Below are 15,684 nucleotides of genomic sequence, written 5' to 3' on the forward strand. Positions count from 1 at the left end.
TACCAGACCAGGTCGAAGATGTGCGATCGCCTGGGCGGCAAGCCGGTCGCACACCGCAGAAGAAAGGCGTCGTTTATTTCTTTCGATAGGTTCGCTGCGGACTGGTGGTTGACCCAACAGAGACAAGCCACCCTGCTTCGACAAGTTTACTTACATAACGTCTGACTGTATTTGGGTGATAGCCAGTCAACGCGGCAACAGCCTGCGTATTGAGTTCTTCATGAGATTCAAAGCATGCACGAATGAGGCCTTCGGCATTACCGGCTGACGCGCGACTCGGAGCATTCGACTTAGTGTTGATTCCGGGAAGCTCGCGCAAGCGAGGTCCGTCCGGATATGGATCATTGCGGCGTTTCGGATACTCGAGCCAACCACCCTTGACCAACGATTCAAGTATGTCTCGAATATCTTCGCCATCGATGGCAAGAAGCTGTCGAATACTGCCCACTGACAAAGGCTGTCCAGTGTCCCTTAAAGCAATGACGCGCTGATGATCAAGGTGGAGTTCTCCTGCTCCAATTTGCTGCATCCGCTCTCGCACGCTCTCGGTCATGAGGCCATATCTCGGTAGCGTGACGCTAAATTGCTGAAGTGACGAATAGATAATGGGTGCATCCAACCCGGTTTCCCGCATGCCGTGCAGCATCGTTTGCAAACCGGTACCTAAATTTTCGGAAACCGTTGTCTCGCTACCCGGCATTCTCACCATCGGCAGTAAGCGCGCAAGCATGCCATTTCTAGATAAGGAAATTCCACGCCACAGGTCCTCTCGATCCCTGCCTCCATAGATTCCTCCGGGATTCTCTACCACAAGGCGGTCCGTAAATAATTCGACACGGATCTGCTCTCCCTGTGTGAAAACTGAATAGTCGCGGTGCATCAATGCGTTGGCGATGGCCTCGCGTATCACCACTACCGGGATCTCTGGAATTTCATCCACTGTTGCACCACGGACTACGCGACGAACCTTAAGCGATTTAATTACTTCGGTCACCGCACCTTCAAGCATGAGCGGTATGTTCCCTTCAATGGTCTGCCGGTTCAGGAGCTTAACTCCCTCAAGGACCGTTCCTTTATCCGTTCCTGGAAATTCGGCGACTGTAATCATCAGCTGCGGCAAATACTGTTGCGGATAGACTCCGAAGCTCAACAAACCGCCAAGTGTTGGTGTTCTACCATCGGCGGCCAAAATCCCGTTTCTGACCAACGTCTCTTGATCACTGAGCTTAGAGAAGATTGCTCCGCGACCGGTACGTAGTTTCCGCAGAAAAGACTGTATAGCTTCCGAATCGAGATCTTCCAGGGTTGCACCCTCAACAGGTTGCACGTCGTCTTTGGGCTGCTTTTGATTACTTTGCAATGTGTAGACTTCAAACTCATTGAGTCTATGGTCGCCGTCGTGCAGTCGACGGAAACTTCCATTGCTAGGCCCTTTGTCGGTAACGAAACAAGGCTTCTGATGCGGTTCAAGTTCGCTAACTTCAAGCATCACCACTTTGCCGCCTTCAAAAGGAGCGATGTTAACGTCCACAATCGGCGTCGGCGTTATCGGACCACTTTCTTCTTTGAGCTTTCGCGGTCTAACCATAGCGATTGCCGCTTCTGCGATGGCTTGTGCGTCGAATCCAGCGGAGAGCTCGAAACCTGATCTTTCGTCTAGCCCCAGCAGAACTAGTCCACCCCCAGCGCTGTTACTGAACGCGCTGATAGTTTCCCTGATCGATTTGGGGAACCCCCCGGCGGCCGACTTAACCTCTATGAAACGTGAATCCGTGTCAATGGCACGCAATCGATCTACCACTGCGCTTAGCTCGCCTTGGCTAGTCTCCGTAGGGACATTCATATCTCGACTATCACTTGAACTACTCACATCTCTACTCTAACCATTTACTTTCACTCTTCCCAGCAATAATTGTGAAAGTTGTTGAAGTAAGCGGCGATAGTGTGAAAGTAATAGTTAGAGTAGTGGAAGTTGGTGGTTGGGATATTGAAATACGACCAGAGTTCCTCAGGCTGGTTGGCTACACTCCGATAGGTAGCAACACGAGGTCAAATCGTACTCGAATCCACCTCTGCTCCTCTATACCCGGTCCGTCCCGGTCTTGGGTTCCCGCCGATTGCTCGACAAATCCTTTAATCAGCGGCTGCTTCACCCGAATACCGTGTCAGTTTTCAACAACTCATCTCCGTTCGCAAAATTTGAACAACCAATGTGCGATATTCTTCAGCGCTGCCCATGAAATACAGATGACCGGCACGGGCGTCTCTGGAGGACATCGGACGCGTATCGCAATTGCCCGCGTTTTGCTGCGCAACCCAAAGATCCTCCTAATTGACACGGCAACTCCAAATCTGGACCTCGAAGCGGACCAGATAATCATGAACCTGCTCGTCGAACCCTCAATACGACGTGAACTAATCCGCGCTGGCCGAACATCGGGTCGGTGTGGGACGCGACGCTGCGGGCGAGCCTAAGTAGATGTCGAAAATTATTCGCCGCTGGTAAAAGTGACGACCCTGCACAACGATATATACAGATCCTGAGCTCTACGTTGGCAAATGTCGCGCCCCGCTGTGACCGTCAACTGCGGTCCAGCATCCAGCACCTGGCTGCTCAACGGGGTAAGCTCACCCACGGACCCGTCACCGTCGAGAGGACTTCATCATGCCACTAAGGCTTACCGCTAAGCACCAGTTAGCACGTCGGTCGGCATGAGACTTTCAATCCTTGACCAGGTTCCACTCACCGAGCATGCGCCCACTCGGGCCGCCGCGTTATCCAGCGGCTTAGCACTGGCACAGGATGCTGACGCGCTTGGATACCATCGCATCTGGTTTGCCGAGCACCACAATTCGCAGTCCTTCGCCAGCGCCGCCCCAGAAATGATGACTGCCCTGGCGCTAGAGCGCACAGCCAAGATCAGAATCGGTACCGGCGCCATCCTCCTGCCCTACTATTCAGCGCAAAAAGTCACCGAAGCGATGGGCCTGCTCGCGGCGGTTCATCCGGACCGCGTGGATACCGGTGTGGGACGCGCCTCGCTCAGCGACCCAAATTATGCCGCCAAGGTTGCGTCGTTGGTGCACGAGCTCGATGCTAGCCACCCTGCTTCAAACAACGAGCCTGCCGGGCGCGTATGGGTGTTGGGCGCCGGCGGTTCGTCCGCGCCGTTGCCGGGAACGCTCGGTGCCGGCTACGTTCATGGCCACTTCCTGCGCCCCACCGGCGGCGAGGCCGCGACCAGCGCTTATCGTGAGGCAGCAGTAGCTTCCGGGCACACTCCACACACTGTCTTAGCCGTCCGCTTTGTCACCGCCGAAACCGAGGAACAGGCCAGGGCTCTGGCCGAAGCCCTGCTGCTTTGGCGGGTGCGCAAGGATTTTGGGCACGACGGTCCCATCCCCTCAACGGCCACCGCCGCACGCTACCAGTGGAGCACGGCGGAACGCGCGAGGGCCCAGGAGCGCAGCCAGGCACTGATCGTTGGGACTCCGTCCAAGGTTCGAGCCGAGCTTTTGGCTTTGGCGGACACCCATGGGGCTGATGAACTTATGCTCAACACACTCGCCAGTGACCCCGAAGACCGATTGGAGGCCTACCGGCTCCTGGCAGACGCGCTGAAGGACTGATCTTGAAGATCTCCTGCCGCTTGAGTGCGTAGTTCTCGACAATAAATTCCTTGGTCCGATCATGTTGCGGATTGGCGATGATCCAGCCTGATTCCCGGCGGCTCCAAGTCTCTGAGCGTCTGGACGCGGGCGGACGTGAGGTCATTGAGCTGGCCGCCTCCATGCTGGAAATCAGGGAGCCGGCGAGCGCCTAGCCGGGCCGGAATTGCCGATGGGAATTTCTCGCATCACACCAGCACATAACGTGACCTACTGGGTGGTACCAGTTGAGGAACTGACACCACCCGATACTTTCAGTGCCTCGTAATCCGCCAGAAAACGGTAGATTTCAAGCTCCCCGAAAAGTTCTTAGAACTTTTTCAATCCTTTGCCCATCCGGCTCCGAATGCTTCATGACAGCCCGCACCGACAGGGTCGGGGAAGTACGGCGAGAGTAGTCGTCGTAAGGCAAGGAGATAGACATGAAACGCATGAATCGCAATTTCGCCGGTGCTCTCGGACTGATGGCAGTGGCCGCGATGGGGCTCACCGCCTGCTCGACCGGATCAGAAACCGCCGAGCCTTCGGCCTCCAGCTCCATGGCCGCACCAAGCAGCTCGGCCATGGCCAGCGAATCTGCCATGGGTGACGCGGAAATGGATCCCGCAGCGAATCTCGTTGGCTCCGGTTGCGCCGCCTACGCCGAGGCAGTTCCAAGCGGCGACGGATCGGTCGCAGGCATGGCCAAGGACCCGGTGGCGGTAGCAGCCTCGAACAACCCGCTGCTGAAGACCCTGACCGCCGCCGTGTCGGGAGAGTTGAACCCTGATGTAGATCTCGTGGACACCCTCAATGGTGACGAGTTCACGGTCTTCGCCCCGGTTGACGACGCTTTCGCAGCAATCCCGGAAAAGGACCTCAACGCGGTAGTTGAGGACGCAGATACGCTCAGCGGCATCTTGACCTACCATGTGGTCCCCGGCCAGATTGTTCCTTCGGATCTTTCGGGCTCCTACACCACCGTTGCAGGCCAGGATCTCGAGGTCACCGGCAGCGGCGACGAGCTCGAAGTCAATGGTGCTTCGGTCATCTGCGGTGGCGTGCAGACCGCCAATGCGACCGTCTACCTGGTCGACGAAGTGCTGATGCCACCGGCAAAGAAGTAACCTCAGCCGGTAGCAGCAATTCTCCAGGCGTTTAGCTGGTCGGTGTTTGGTGGTTCACTCTTCAAACACCGGCCACTAGACGTTTAATGGGCAGAACTCGGGATGGCCGTCCGGGGCATGAACTACGAACAGAGGTAATTTGGTACGCCTGTATGCGAGTCCCGGTGCTAGGCTCGACTCCATGGAATCACCACGGAGCGCGGCTGGCACAAGGCCTCCGGTTGGCGACCGTTCCGCCGAGTATTGGACCGATGTTTGCCAGCGGGTCGCCGACGGCGAGCATCAGGCGTTCGATTCGCTGTACGCAGAGCTGTCTCCGATCGTCTATGGAATCTCGGTGCGGCTGATACGCAATTCGGCCCAAGCCTCGGAGGTGACCCAAGAGGTCATGCTCGAGATTTGGAACAACGCCCAAGGCTATCGCGCAGGTTCCGGCACCATCTATGCCTGGGCTTCGACGATCGCCCGCCGCCGGGCGATCGACCGGATTCGCTCCGAGGAAGCGCGAACCCAGCGCGAGGACCGCAGCTTCACCGTCGAGCGGGAAGTCCCCGAAATCGATGAGGTCCTCATGGAACAGGTCGATTCGCAGCGGGTGCGCCATTGCTTGGACACCTTGACCGTTAAGGAAAAGCAGACGGTTTTGGACACCTACTACGGCGGGCGGACCTACGCCCAGGTGGCCGAAAGCCGGGAGATGCCGCTGGCTACGGTGAAATCAAGAATCCGCAGCGCCCTGCAGCGCTTGAAAACATGTTTGGAGGTGGCCTAAATGAATTACAAGGAAACTGACGGCTCATTGAGCGCCCACGAGCATGAGCTGCTGACCGGGTTGGCGCTGGAAGCCCTCGACTCCCCCGAAGAACGCCAACAGGCCGAGGAACTGGCCAGCTCCAACCAGGAAGCCGCCAACTGGCTTCGCGGCTACCGCGAAACGATCGCGCAGATCGACCAGGCGGCCTCGGTCGAGCCGCCGGCGGAGTTGCGCGACAAGATCTTCGCCGCGTTGCCGGCCCAAGCCGACCAGGCACCGATTTCGCTCAGCGAGCGGCGCGAGCAGAAGCAGCGCCGCGCCCCTCGATTCGGCTGGCTGGCCGCCGCGGCGGCGGCAGTGGTGCTGATCGCGGTGCCGACAACCATTGCGGTGAACCAGCACGAGCGGGCCACCACCGCCGAGACCCAGCGCAACGAATTGCTTTCCATCCTCGACGGCCAGCAGGTGAAGGTCATCAGCTCGGAAATGGCAGAAGGGCAGGGCAAGATGATGCTGCTGGCCTCCTCGACAGGGTCGGTTGTCCTGGGACAGGATCTGCCGGCAATCGACGATCAGCACGATTACCAGTTGTGGACCATAGCCGCCGGCGAGTCCCCGGTTCCCGCCGACGTGATGCCCCATGGCAATTGGACCGCGCAATTCCCCGTCATGCCCGAGGGCACGGCCATAGCCTTGACGGTTGAACCTGCGGGTGGCTCGCAAGCCCCGACCACCGATCCGGTGATGGTGCTCGCCGGCTAGAGATACCGTGCGATTGACCTCCATGGGCGTTATTTAGTTAGCCTAGCTAGATATACACTAAGCTTTGTTCATGAGGAAGAATCCATGAGCCAACCGTCACAGGCACTTCAACTGGTCTTGTTCCGCGATGATTTGCGCACCGTGGACCATCCGGCGCTTCACGCGGCGCGGGACGCAGGAGACACTGTTGCCCTCTACATCCTCGATGAGCAATCCCCCGGCATCCGTCCGCTCGGCGGCGCCGCGCGCTGGTGGCTGCATCAGGCACTGCTCAGCCTGCGCGAATCACTGGATGACCTCGGCATCCCGCTGATCTTGCGCCGCGGCCCCGCGGCCAGGATCCTCGCCGAGCTGAGCCAGGACGGCAGCCTGGACGCGGTGCACTGGAACAGGCGCTACGGCGAAGCCGAACGCGCGGTGGACGCGGAACTCAAGCTCCAATTTCGCGGCGACGGGATCACCGTGCACAGCTACGCCGCCGCACTGCTGCATGAACCATGGGAACTGCTGACCCAGAACGGGACCGGATACAAGGTCTTCACGCCCTTCTACAATTCGCTGCGCGCGCAGGAACTACGCCCGCCGTTGCCCGCGCCGGCGCCGCAGCAGCGCCCGGGCTTTCCGCTCCCGCCCAGCGAATCGCTCGATGATTGGAAACTGCTGCCGACAACCCCTGATTGGTCGGAGGGGCTTGCTGCGACCTGGACCCCAGGGGAGCCAGCGGCCCAGGAACGCTTGGCCGAGACCCTCTCCTCGATAGCGCAGGACTACGCCGAGCATCACGACCGCCCGGACCTCGATGGTACTTCCGCCCTTTCCCCGGCGCTGCGCTGGGGCCATCTCAGCGCCCACCAGGTATGGGATGAGCTCAGCAAATATGCCGCCCGCTCCCCCGGTGCCGCCCAGGGAGCGGCCGCCATGCGCCGCCAATTGGCCTGGCGGGACTTCTGCTGGCATCTCTACTACCACCACCCGCAGCTTCCCACCGAAAACCTGCGGTCCGAATTCGACGATTTCGCGTGGGCCTGGCCCGCAGACGGCAAAGAGGTGGCAGAAAAAGTTGCCTGCTGGCAGCGCGGCCGTACCGGCTTCGGGCTCGTGGATGCCGGGATGGCGCAGCTCTGGCACACCGGCTGGATGCACAATCGCGTGCGGATGGTCACCGCAAGCCTGCTGGTGAAGAACCTGGCGGTCCATTGGAAAGTCGGCGAGCAGTGGTTCTGGGATACGCTCGTCGACGCGGATGTGGCCTGCAATAGCGCAAATTGGCAATGGGTCGCCGGCAGCGGAGCCGATGCCAGCCCGTACTTCCGGGTCTTCAATCCCGAACTGCAGGCCAAGAAATTTGATCCGCGCGGATCCTATGTGGCCCGGTACGCGCCGTTGGCCGCGGAACCACTGGTCGATCTCAAGGAATCACGCGAACAAGCGCTGGAAGCCTACAGCGAGATGAAATTGCGGCAGCGCAATTAATATCCAAAAACTTCCGCATCCGCCAATCCAGATGCGCTACAGTTCCGAATACCCAGTAGGCGGCCCCCTTGCCTATTGGGGGCATGGGCATGACAACGTATGAGGTGGTCTGAGATGGACGATTCAAGAGGACAGAAAAGGTCCGGGCTTTTCGCCTTTGGATTTGCGGGCCTGGTATCCGCAGCGGTGCTTTTTGCGGTCGCCCAATTGGTGTCGGTATTTTTCGCCACCTCCTCTGCGCCGGGAGTAGCGCTAGGCTCGACCTTCATCGACTTCACCCCGCCGTGGCTGAAGGATTTTGCCATTGCGACCTTCGGGACCAACGACAAGCTCGCCCTGTTCATCTCCATCGGAATTGTTGCCGCGCTACTCGCGGCGCTGGTGGGACTGCTCGCTCGGCGAAGCTTTGCCGCAGCGGCGGCGGCCATCCTCGTCCTGGCTGCGGTGATCGGCGCTGCCGTCATCACGCGTTCGGCGACCGACCCCATGGATCTGGTCCCGGTGGCGGTCGGTACGCTGCTGGGTCTTGGAACGCTGAAATGGCTGACCGGGCTGGCCACCACGAGCTACTCACCGGCGGCCGCGGAGGAAACCAGCCCCGGCCCCTCCCGGCGAAAGTTCCTGCTGGCTTCCTCGCTCTCCTTGCTGGGGGCGCTTGTTGTCGCAGGTGTCGGAGCCTCGATTTCCGCAACACGAAATGCCGCCGAGGCGGCCCGCCTGGCACTCGGTTTGCCTGCGGCCAAGGTGAAAGCCGCCAAGGTTCCGGCTGGAGCGCAGGTAGAGCTTGCAGGAATGCCGAAGTTCGTCACTCCCAACGAGGATTTCTACCGCATCGACACCGCGCTGTCGGTCCCGCGGCTCGACCCCGCCGAGTGGTCGCTGCGTGTGCACGGCATGGTCGAGAACGAATTCACCATGAGCTTCGATGAGCTCTTGGGCCAAGATTTGGTGGAAAGCTACCTCACGCTGACCTGCGTCTCGAACCCGGTCGGCGGAGATCTTGTGGGCAATGCCAAATGGCTCGGCTACCCGCTGCGCAATCTACTTGAACGTGCCGTTCCGCAAAACGGTGCGGATATGGTGCTGTCGACATCCAGCGATGGCTTCAGCGCTTCGACGCCAATTGAGGTGCTCACCGATGACCGCATGGCCCTGTTGGCCGTCGGCATGAACGATGAGCCCTTGCCGCTGGAGCATGGCTTCCCGGTGCGCATGGTTGTCCCGGGCCTCTACGGCTACGTCTCGGCGACCAAGTGGGTAGTGGATCTGGAGGTCACCCGATTTGCCGACAAGGAAGCCTACTGGACCACCCGCGGCTGGTCGGAGCGCGGACCAATCAAGATGTCTTCGCGAGTGGACGTGCCGCGCTCCTTCACTCAGCTCCCGCCCGGAGAGGTCGTCATGGGAGGCACCGCATGGGCGCAGACAACCGGCATCTCGAAGGTCGAGGTCAAGATCGACGACGAACCCTGGCAGGAGGCCGAGCTGGCCGAAGAAGCCACGCTGGATACCTGGCGCCAATGGCGCTACGTCTGGAAGGGCGGATCCCCGGGCAACCATTCGGTCACGGTGCGCGCCTACGATGCCGAGGGAGAAATTCAAACCAGCGAGCGGGCTGATCCGGTGCCCAACGGGGCCAGCGGCTGGCAACGCGTGCAGTTCTCCGTCACCGACTCATAAACGCTGCGTGGATCCACCCCTCGTTGACGGCGCAGCGGCCTCCGGCAGCTATCGTTGCGCGCTAGAGTTCGACAATCTCGAATTCCATCAGATTCGCGCCGGAAGCGACAGGCTTCTTCTCCGAACCGGCATGCGCGGCATCCGCACGCGTCTCGCGCCAGTTCTCAAAATCCTCGCGCGTAGCCCACTGGGTGAACACAAAGTAGCGGTCCTCGCCGGACACCGGGCGCAGAAGCTTGAACCCCTCGAAACCCGGCGAGCCATCCACCGAGTGCTTGCGAGCCGCGAAACGCTTTTCCAGCTCCGGACCGGCTTCGCTTGGCACCTTCAACGCATTGATGACGACGATCGACATGAATTTCCCTTCATTGCCCAACTGGCGTTGGGCTACCGATGATTCATATCTCAGCCTACCTCCGTCCCGTCAGGCCACGCGAAGCTGCTTCGCCTGCAACCGCTCTAGCTTGGACTTCCTGGCCAGCTTGTTCGAATTGTCCACCGCCATGTACCAGGAGGCACCAACAACCAGCAGAATCAGCGAAAGCCCGATACCGCTGGCCAGATCGGCCGCGAAAAGGATCGGGTTGATGACGGAAACAACCATCACCGCGGCACCGGCCCACTGGGCGAATTTGCAGAACCCCGGACGGGCACGCCCAATCAGGAAGGTCAGGAATCCCAGAATGAGAAATGGCAGCGCGATGAAGCGGACAATACCGAAGAAATCAACGTTCTGGAAGATGCCTCCGGTGAATCTCATCGAACCGCCGGCAACCCCGCTGATAAAGAACACAAAAACGCTCGTGACCACCGCGCTAAACGCGGCGATGACAACTTGAACGTAGTTGAAAGGCATCTTGTACTTCATTTCAGCACTCATGGCTGAACATCTCCTCGACCAATCGAAAACGGATAACCCTCCAATTTAAATGTACGCCCGTTTGGATGACTTGAACCCAGGAGATTCCGCTTTCGCTTCCCATGGGAAGCTTGATATATGGATATAGAGATCACGCGCGCACTGAGCATTCCGGAGTCGGAGCTCAGCTGGCGCTTCTCGCGTTCCTCCGGTCCCGGCGGGCAACATGTCAATACCTCCGATAGCCGCGTCGAACTGTCCTGGTCCGTAGCTGGTTCGCGCGTTCTCGGTGAGCAGCAGCGTCAGCGCCTGCTCGATCGCTTGGATTCTCGGCTCATCGCAGGGGTCCTCACCGTCAGTGCCTCCGAGCAGCGCTCCCAGCTGCGCAACCGCGAGATCGCCATGCAGAAAATTGCCGATCTGGTCGGCACGGCGCTGGCTCCCGACGGCCCCCGCCGACGTGCAACGAAGCCGACCAAGGGGTCGCAACGGCGCCGCCTGGCCACGAAGTCGCGCCGCTCGGAAACGAAGCAGCAACGCAAAAAGCCCTCCGCCGAGTAGGCCACTTGGGTGAATCATGGACTAAATCACCGGCAAAAAACGCGCGTTGGCTCTTCCCCGCAGCAGAGCAGTGAATGCCTGCGGCATTTCCGGTTCCGCCTATTGGAGCGCCTAGGGCCCGGGAGCTAGTCTTTTCCTGGCTGCTGGCGGAGTACGAAGGTATTGAGATCTTCGAGGGTCTGGCGCATATGGTCATCCATGGCTTCGCGGGCGCGGGAACTGTCGCGCTGCCCCAGCGCCTGGCGGATTTTTTCGTGTTCCGCGATGGCATGGGCTTGGATCTGCGGAAAGGCGCTGGTTTCCCGCCGGCGGGATGCCAGCACCCGGCCCAGCGGCTCGAAGAGGGCCGCTAGGAAGACGTTGCCCGAGGCGCGCAGGATCTGGTCATGGAATTCGAGGTCTGCATCCACAAAACGGTCCAGGTCGGCTTCCCGGTGGGCGGCCTTCATCTCGGAAACCAGTTCATCGAGCCGGGCCAGCTGCGCGTCGCTGATCTTGCTCGCCGCCAGCTCGCAGGCTCCGGTCTCCAGCATTCTGCGCAGTTCGATGAGCTGCACGGCGGCCGCAGCGGCCCCGACGCCCTCGGTGGTTGCCCGGAGCACCGCTTCCAGCGAACTCCACATGCTCACGGGATTCACATAGGTGCCGCGGCCGCGCTCAACCCTGATGATGTCCTGCGCCGCGAGGATCTTGATCGCTTCGCGCACGGTCATCCGGCTGACGTCGAGCGCCGCGCAGAGCTCCAGTTCGCCGGGAATGAGCTCGTCAACTGCTAATTCCCCGCCGATGATCCGGTCAAGCACGTCATCAGCGACCTGCGTGACCAGTGACTTTCGAGACACGGTTCCTCCATCCTTGAGGCCCGATGCCCCTTTGCAGACCTATCCAGTCTATGTGCCCGCGGCTGTTGCGGTGCGCGGAATTCCGTGGAACACTATTCCTCATGACAGATGTCTGACATCTTACCAATGAAGTCAGTTGGTCGCCCAAAGACGAAGGAGTCCTTGTTCATGCTTGAGTCCGAATTGCTCGCCGGATACCTCCCGGAACGCGAAATCGAACCCGCTGAGATCGCCGCCGCGGCACGCGCCACCGGCCGCGTCCTAGTGGTGCTCGACGATGACCCGACGGGCACCCAATCAGTCAGCAACCTGCCGGTGCTCACCAGCTGGGACGTCGCGGACTTCCGTTGGGCCTTCGACCTGCGGCTGGACGGCGAGCGCGCGCTGGCCGTCTACGTGCTGACCAATACCCGTTCCCTCGACGCGGTCGATGCCGCCGAACGCAATGCGCAGATCGTGGCCGCCGCCTCGCAGGCCGCGGCGGAGGCGGGTATCACCCTGGGCTTTGCCAGCCGCAGCGATTCAACCCTGCGCGGCCACTTCCCGCTGGAAACCGACACCATAGCCGCAACCCTGCGGGACATCGATGCACAGAATGCGGTGGACGCGGTGCTCATGGTCCCGGCCTTCGGCGACGCCGGACGGCTCACCGTTGGCGGCGAGCACTATATGCGCACCGGTGGCGGAGAGCTGGCGAAGGTCAGCGCCACCGAATTCGCCAAGGACGCCACCTTCGGCTTCAGCACCAGCTACCTGCCTGACTACGTGGCCGAAAAGACCGGCGGCCGCGTGGCGGCCTCCGATGTCCTCGTGCTGGATCTGGATACCATCCGCTCCGGCGCCCAGGGCATCGCCGGCAAGCTGGCCCAGACAAAAAACGCGCAGGTGGCCACCGCCGATATCGTCACCGAAAATGACATGCGCGCGCTGGCCGAAGGCCTGGAACTGGCCGAGGCGGCCGGCACCCGGGTGCTCTACCGCGTCGGCCCGCCCTTCGTCCGCGCCCGCATCGGCCAGGACATGCGCCAGCCGCTGAGCGCCGAAGAGATCTTTGCCGGGAATGACGCCGGGATGCGCACCGCGGGCGGGCTGATCGTCGTCGGCTCCCACGTGGGTGTGACCACCCGGCAGCTGGCGGATCTGACCGCACAGCATGCGAACGCCACCGTGATCGAGCTGGAGGTGCCCACCATCCTCTCGGAGCAGAGCGAAAGCTACCTCGCGGCCAAGGCCGCCGAGATCGGCACCGCCCTGGCCACCCAAGACGTCATCGTGCACACCTCGCGGACACTGGTGAAGACCGCCGACGCGGCCGAATCCCTGGAGATCGCGCGCACCGTGAGCGCCGCGGTGGTCAGCGTGGTCAACCGGATCCTGCACAGCACTCCCCCGCGCTTCGTCATCGCCAAGGGCGGGATCACCTCCTCGGATGTCGCCGCCCACGGCCTGGAGATCCGCCACGCGATCGTACGCGGACCGATGCTGCCGGGCATCGTCTCGCTTTGGGAATCGGTGGACGGCCCGGCAGCGGGCATGCCCTACGTGGTCTTCGCCGGAAATGTCGGAGATGACAGCTCGCTGACCAAGGTCACCCGCACCCTGAGCACCACCTTCTAGCACCACCCCAAGATTTGGAGACACCAATGAGCACCACCACTGTTGCAGTCCTCGGCCTGGGCGCCATGGGCCTTCCGATGGCCACCCGCCTGGCCACCGAACTGACCGTGCACGGCTTCGACATCGCGGCCGAGCGCATGGAACTGGCCCGCAAGGCCGGAATCAGCACCTTCGAAAACGCCCGCGAAACGGTCACCGGCGCCGATGCGCTGCTGCTGGCCGTGCGCAACGGCGAGCAGCTGGACTCCGTGCTGTTCGGCGAAACGGGCGTAGCCCAGTGGCTGAAGCCCGGAGCGGTGGTCATCCTGACCTCCACCGTCGGGCTGGATGCGGTCCCCGCCACTGCGGCCCGCTTGGGTGAGCTGGGCGTCGGCCTGGTGGACGCGCCGCTCTCCGGCGGCCCGGTGCGCGCCGGCGAAGGAGATCTGCTGATCGTGGTCGGCGCTAAGCCGGCGGAGCTAACCAAGGTCCGCCCGGTGCTCGAGCTGCTGGCCTCGACCCTGAGCATCGTAGGCGACAAGCCCGGCGACGGCCAGGCACTGAAAACCGTGAACCAGCTGCTCTGCGGCGTGCACATCGCCGCGGCCGCCGAAGCGCTGGCGCTGGCCGAGAAGCTGGGCCTGGACCAGGAAACCACCCTGCAGGCGCTGCAGGCCGGAGCGGCGAACTCCTTCATGCTCGGCAACCGCGGCCCGCGCATGCTCCAGGCCTACGCCGATCAGGGCGCCGAGGTGCTCTCCCGGCTGGACATCTTCGTCAAGGACATGGGCATCGTGACCTCCGCGGCCCGCGCGCTGCACCTGCCCACCCCGGTGGCTTCGGCCGCCGAACAGCTCTACCTGCTGGGCGAGGCCCACGAGCTGGCGGCCGCAGATGATTCGGCCGTGATCAAGGTTCTCGCCCCGAAGTCCGCCAAGTAAAGTCGGCAGCACGCAGCTGCCCCTGAGCATTCCCGTCAAAGGAGACGAAATTTTCATGAGCCCACTTCTGCTCTTACTGATCGCGGTAGCCGGCGTTGCCCTGCTGCTGGTCGGTGTCATCAAATTCAAGATGCCCGCATTCATCGCCCTGCTGCTGGTCAGCATCCTGGTGGCCCTGGCCGCGGGGATCCCGTTGCAGGATGTGGCCGGGCTGATCACCGAGGGCATGGGCGGCACGCTGGGCAGCGTAGCGGTGCTGGTGGGCCTCGGCGCGATGCTCGGCAAGGTCATCGAGATCTCCGGCGGAGCCCAAGTGCTGTCCACCCGGTTCACCAAGCTCTTCGGCCCGCGCCGCGTCATCGCGGCGCTGACCACCGCGGCGTTCCTGCTGGCCATCCCGGTCTTCTTCGACGTCGGATTCATCGTGCTGGTGCCGATCATCTACGGCTTCGCCAAGGCGCTGAACGTTTCCCCGGTGAAGATCGGGCTGCCGGTCGGCGCGATCATGCTGGCCATCCACGTGGTGGTCCCGCCGCACCCGGGTGTCGTGGGAGGCGCCGAGATCCTCGGCGCCGACGTTGGATGGGCCACCATTCTGGGTCTGGCCTTCTGTGCCCCGCTGGGCGTGCTGAGCTACTTCGTGGCCAAGCGGATCAACCGCCGGGATGTCCCCATGCTTCCGGAAACCGCGGAGCAGTTCGCCTCCTTCGGCAAGAGCACCGATGCGGGCGACACCCTGACCAAGACCAAGGCCCCGACCTCGTCCATGGTCATCTCCATGATTCTCCTGCCCATCGTGATGATCATGCTCGGCACCGTGGGCGGCACGCTGGTCACCGCGGAATCCACCGCGGCGAATGTCCTGGGCTTCGTCGGTTCCCCGGCGATTGCGCTGCTGACCACCGTGCTGGTTGCCTACTACCTGCTTGGCGTGCGCAGCGGCTGGTCCAGCGAACAGACCGGAAAGGTCATGGACTCGGCGCTGGCCCCGGCGGCCATCGTGATCCTGGTGACCGGCGCCGGCGGCGTGTTCGGCAAGGTGCTCACCGAGTCGGGCATCGGCACCGTGCTGGCCGAATCGCTTTCCTCCGCGGGCCTGCCGATCATCGTCATGGCCTTCGTGCTGGCGGCCATCCTGCGTGCCTCGCAGGGCTCGGCCACGGTCGCGATCATCACCACCACCGGCCTGCTGGCCACCGCCGTAGAGGCCGGCGGCTTCTCCACCGTGCAGACCGCGCTGATCCTGGCGGCCGTCGGCTTCGGCGCCTTCGGGCTGAGCCATGTGAACGACTCGGGCTTCTGGATCGTGACCCGCTTCCTGGGACTGTCCGTCGCCGACGGGCTACGCACCTGGACCGTGCTGACCACCGTCCTGGGTGTCGCCGGATTCGCGCTCACCTCCCTTGTCTACGCCATCGTCACCGCCGCAGGAGTCTAATCC

At 61.8% G+C, this 15,684-nt stretch carries 15 protein-coding genes; 11 read left to right on the plus strand and 4 right to left on the minus strand.

Features of this window, described 5'->3' with window-relative positions:
• Positions 1-73: 73 nt before the first annotated feature.
• Positions 74-1,843, minus strand: a complete 1,770-nt coding sequence (locus tag CQ015_RS14765; RefSeq protein WP_105650495.1) for an ATP-binding protein — start codon at positions 1,841-1,843, stop codon at positions 74-76.
• A gap of 122 nt (positions 1,844-1,965) precedes the next feature.
• Between CQ015_RS14765 and CQ015_RS19600 the strand changes: the two genes are divergently transcribed.
• The 7 genes from CQ015_RS19600 (at position 1,966) to CQ015_RS14800 (ending at position 9,444) form a co-directional block, all read left to right on the plus strand.
• A complete protein-coding gene (locus tag CQ015_RS19600) occupies positions 1,966-2,475 on the plus strand; it encodes an ATP-binding cassette domain-containing protein (protein WP_374955694.1) in 510 nt (169 codons plus the stop codon).
• Between the two features lie 237 nt (positions 2,476-2,712).
• On the plus strand, positions 2,713-3,630 hold the full coding sequence (locus tag CQ015_RS14775) for an LLM class flavin-dependent oxidoreductase (RefSeq protein ID WP_105650497.1): 918 nt from the start codon (positions 2,713-2,715) through the stop codon (positions 3,628-3,630).
• A 461-nt stretch (positions 3,631-4,091) separates the two neighbouring features.
• Entirely contained in the window at positions 4,092-4,775 is a 684-nt protein-coding gene (locus CQ015_RS14780; RefSeq protein ID WP_096288383.1) for a fasciclin domain-containing protein, read from the plus strand.
• A gap of 181 nt (positions 4,776-4,956) precedes the next feature.
• Positions 4,957-5,547, plus strand: coding sequence for a sigma-70 family RNA polymerase sigma factor (locus CQ015_RS14785; RefSeq protein WP_105650498.1), 591 nt, complete (start codon positions 4,957-4,959; stop codon positions 5,545-5,547).
• Entirely contained in the window at positions 5,548-6,291 is a 744-nt protein-coding gene (locus tag CQ015_RS14790) for an anti-sigma factor domain-containing protein (RefSeq protein ID WP_096288379.1), read from the plus strand.
• Positions 6,292-6,375: 84 nt separating this feature from the next.
• Entirely contained in the window at positions 6,376-7,764 is a 1,389-nt protein-coding gene (locus CQ015_RS14795) for a deoxyribodipyrimidine photo-lyase (RefSeq protein ID WP_105650499.1), read from the plus strand.
• A gap of 114 nt (positions 7,765-7,878) precedes the next feature.
• Entirely contained in the window at positions 7,879-9,444 is a 1,566-nt protein-coding gene (locus CQ015_RS14800; protein WP_105650500.1) for a molybdopterin-dependent oxidoreductase, read from the plus strand.
• Positions 9,445-9,505: 61 nt separating this feature from the next.
• On the opposite strand, the gene CQ015_RS14805 is transcribed toward CQ015_RS14800, so the two are convergent.
• Together CQ015_RS14805 and CQ015_RS14810 are read right to left on the minus strand one after the other, a co-directional pair.
• A complete protein-coding gene (locus CQ015_RS14805; protein ID WP_105650501.1) occupies positions 9,506-9,799 on the minus strand; it encodes an antibiotic biosynthesis monooxygenase in 294 nt (97 codons plus the stop codon).
• A 69-nt stretch (positions 9,800-9,868) separates the two neighbouring features.
• Positions 9,869-10,324: a DUF6069 family protein gene (locus CQ015_RS14810; RefSeq protein WP_096254366.1), complete on the minus strand. Its 456-nt coding sequence runs from the start codon at positions 10,322-10,324 to the stop codon at positions 9,869-9,871.
• A 117-nt stretch (positions 10,325-10,441) separates the two neighbouring features.
• Here CQ015_RS14810 and arfB point away from each other — a divergent pair, with 117 nt between their 5' ends.
• On the plus strand, positions 10,442-10,864 hold the full coding sequence (arfB, locus tag CQ015_RS14815; protein ID WP_105650502.1) for an alternative ribosome rescue aminoacyl-tRNA hydrolase ArfB: 423 nt from the start codon (positions 10,442-10,444) through the stop codon (positions 10,862-10,864).
• A gap of 125 nt (positions 10,865-10,989) precedes the next feature.
• Here arfB and CQ015_RS14820 read toward each other — a convergent pair whose 3' ends face one another.
• A complete protein-coding gene (locus tag CQ015_RS14820; protein WP_105650503.1) occupies positions 10,990-11,706 on the minus strand; it encodes a FadR/GntR family transcriptional regulator in 717 nt (238 codons plus the stop codon).
• A gap of 168 nt (positions 11,707-11,874) precedes the next feature.
• Here CQ015_RS14820 and CQ015_RS14825 point away from each other — a divergent pair, with 168 nt between their 5' ends.
• Genes CQ015_RS14825 through CQ015_RS14835 form a run of 3 tightly spaced genes read left to right on the plus strand, consistent with a single transcriptional unit; the run spans position 11,875 to position 15,681 of the window.
• Positions 11,875-13,323, plus strand: coding sequence for a four-carbon acid sugar kinase family protein (locus CQ015_RS14825; protein ID WP_105650504.1), 1,449 nt, complete (start codon positions 11,875-11,877; stop codon positions 13,321-13,323).
• Between the two features lie 26 nt (positions 13,324-13,349).
• Positions 13,350-14,243: an NAD(P)-dependent oxidoreductase gene (locus CQ015_RS14830; protein WP_105650505.1), complete on the plus strand. Its 894-nt coding sequence runs from the start codon at positions 13,350-13,352 to the stop codon at positions 14,241-14,243.
• Positions 14,244-14,298: 55 nt separating this feature from the next.
• Positions 14,299-15,681 (plus strand): GntP family transporter, encoded by a 1,383-nt coding sequence (locus tag CQ015_RS14835; protein ID WP_105650506.1) that lies wholly within the window; start codon positions 14,299-14,301, stop codon positions 15,679-15,681.
• The last annotated feature ends 3 nt before the right edge of the window (positions 15,682-15,684 follow it).

The organism is Arthrobacter sp. MYb221 (genome assembly GCF_002979835.1).
GTDB lineage: Bacteria > Actinomycetota > Actinomycetes > Actinomycetales > Micrococcaceae > Glutamicibacter.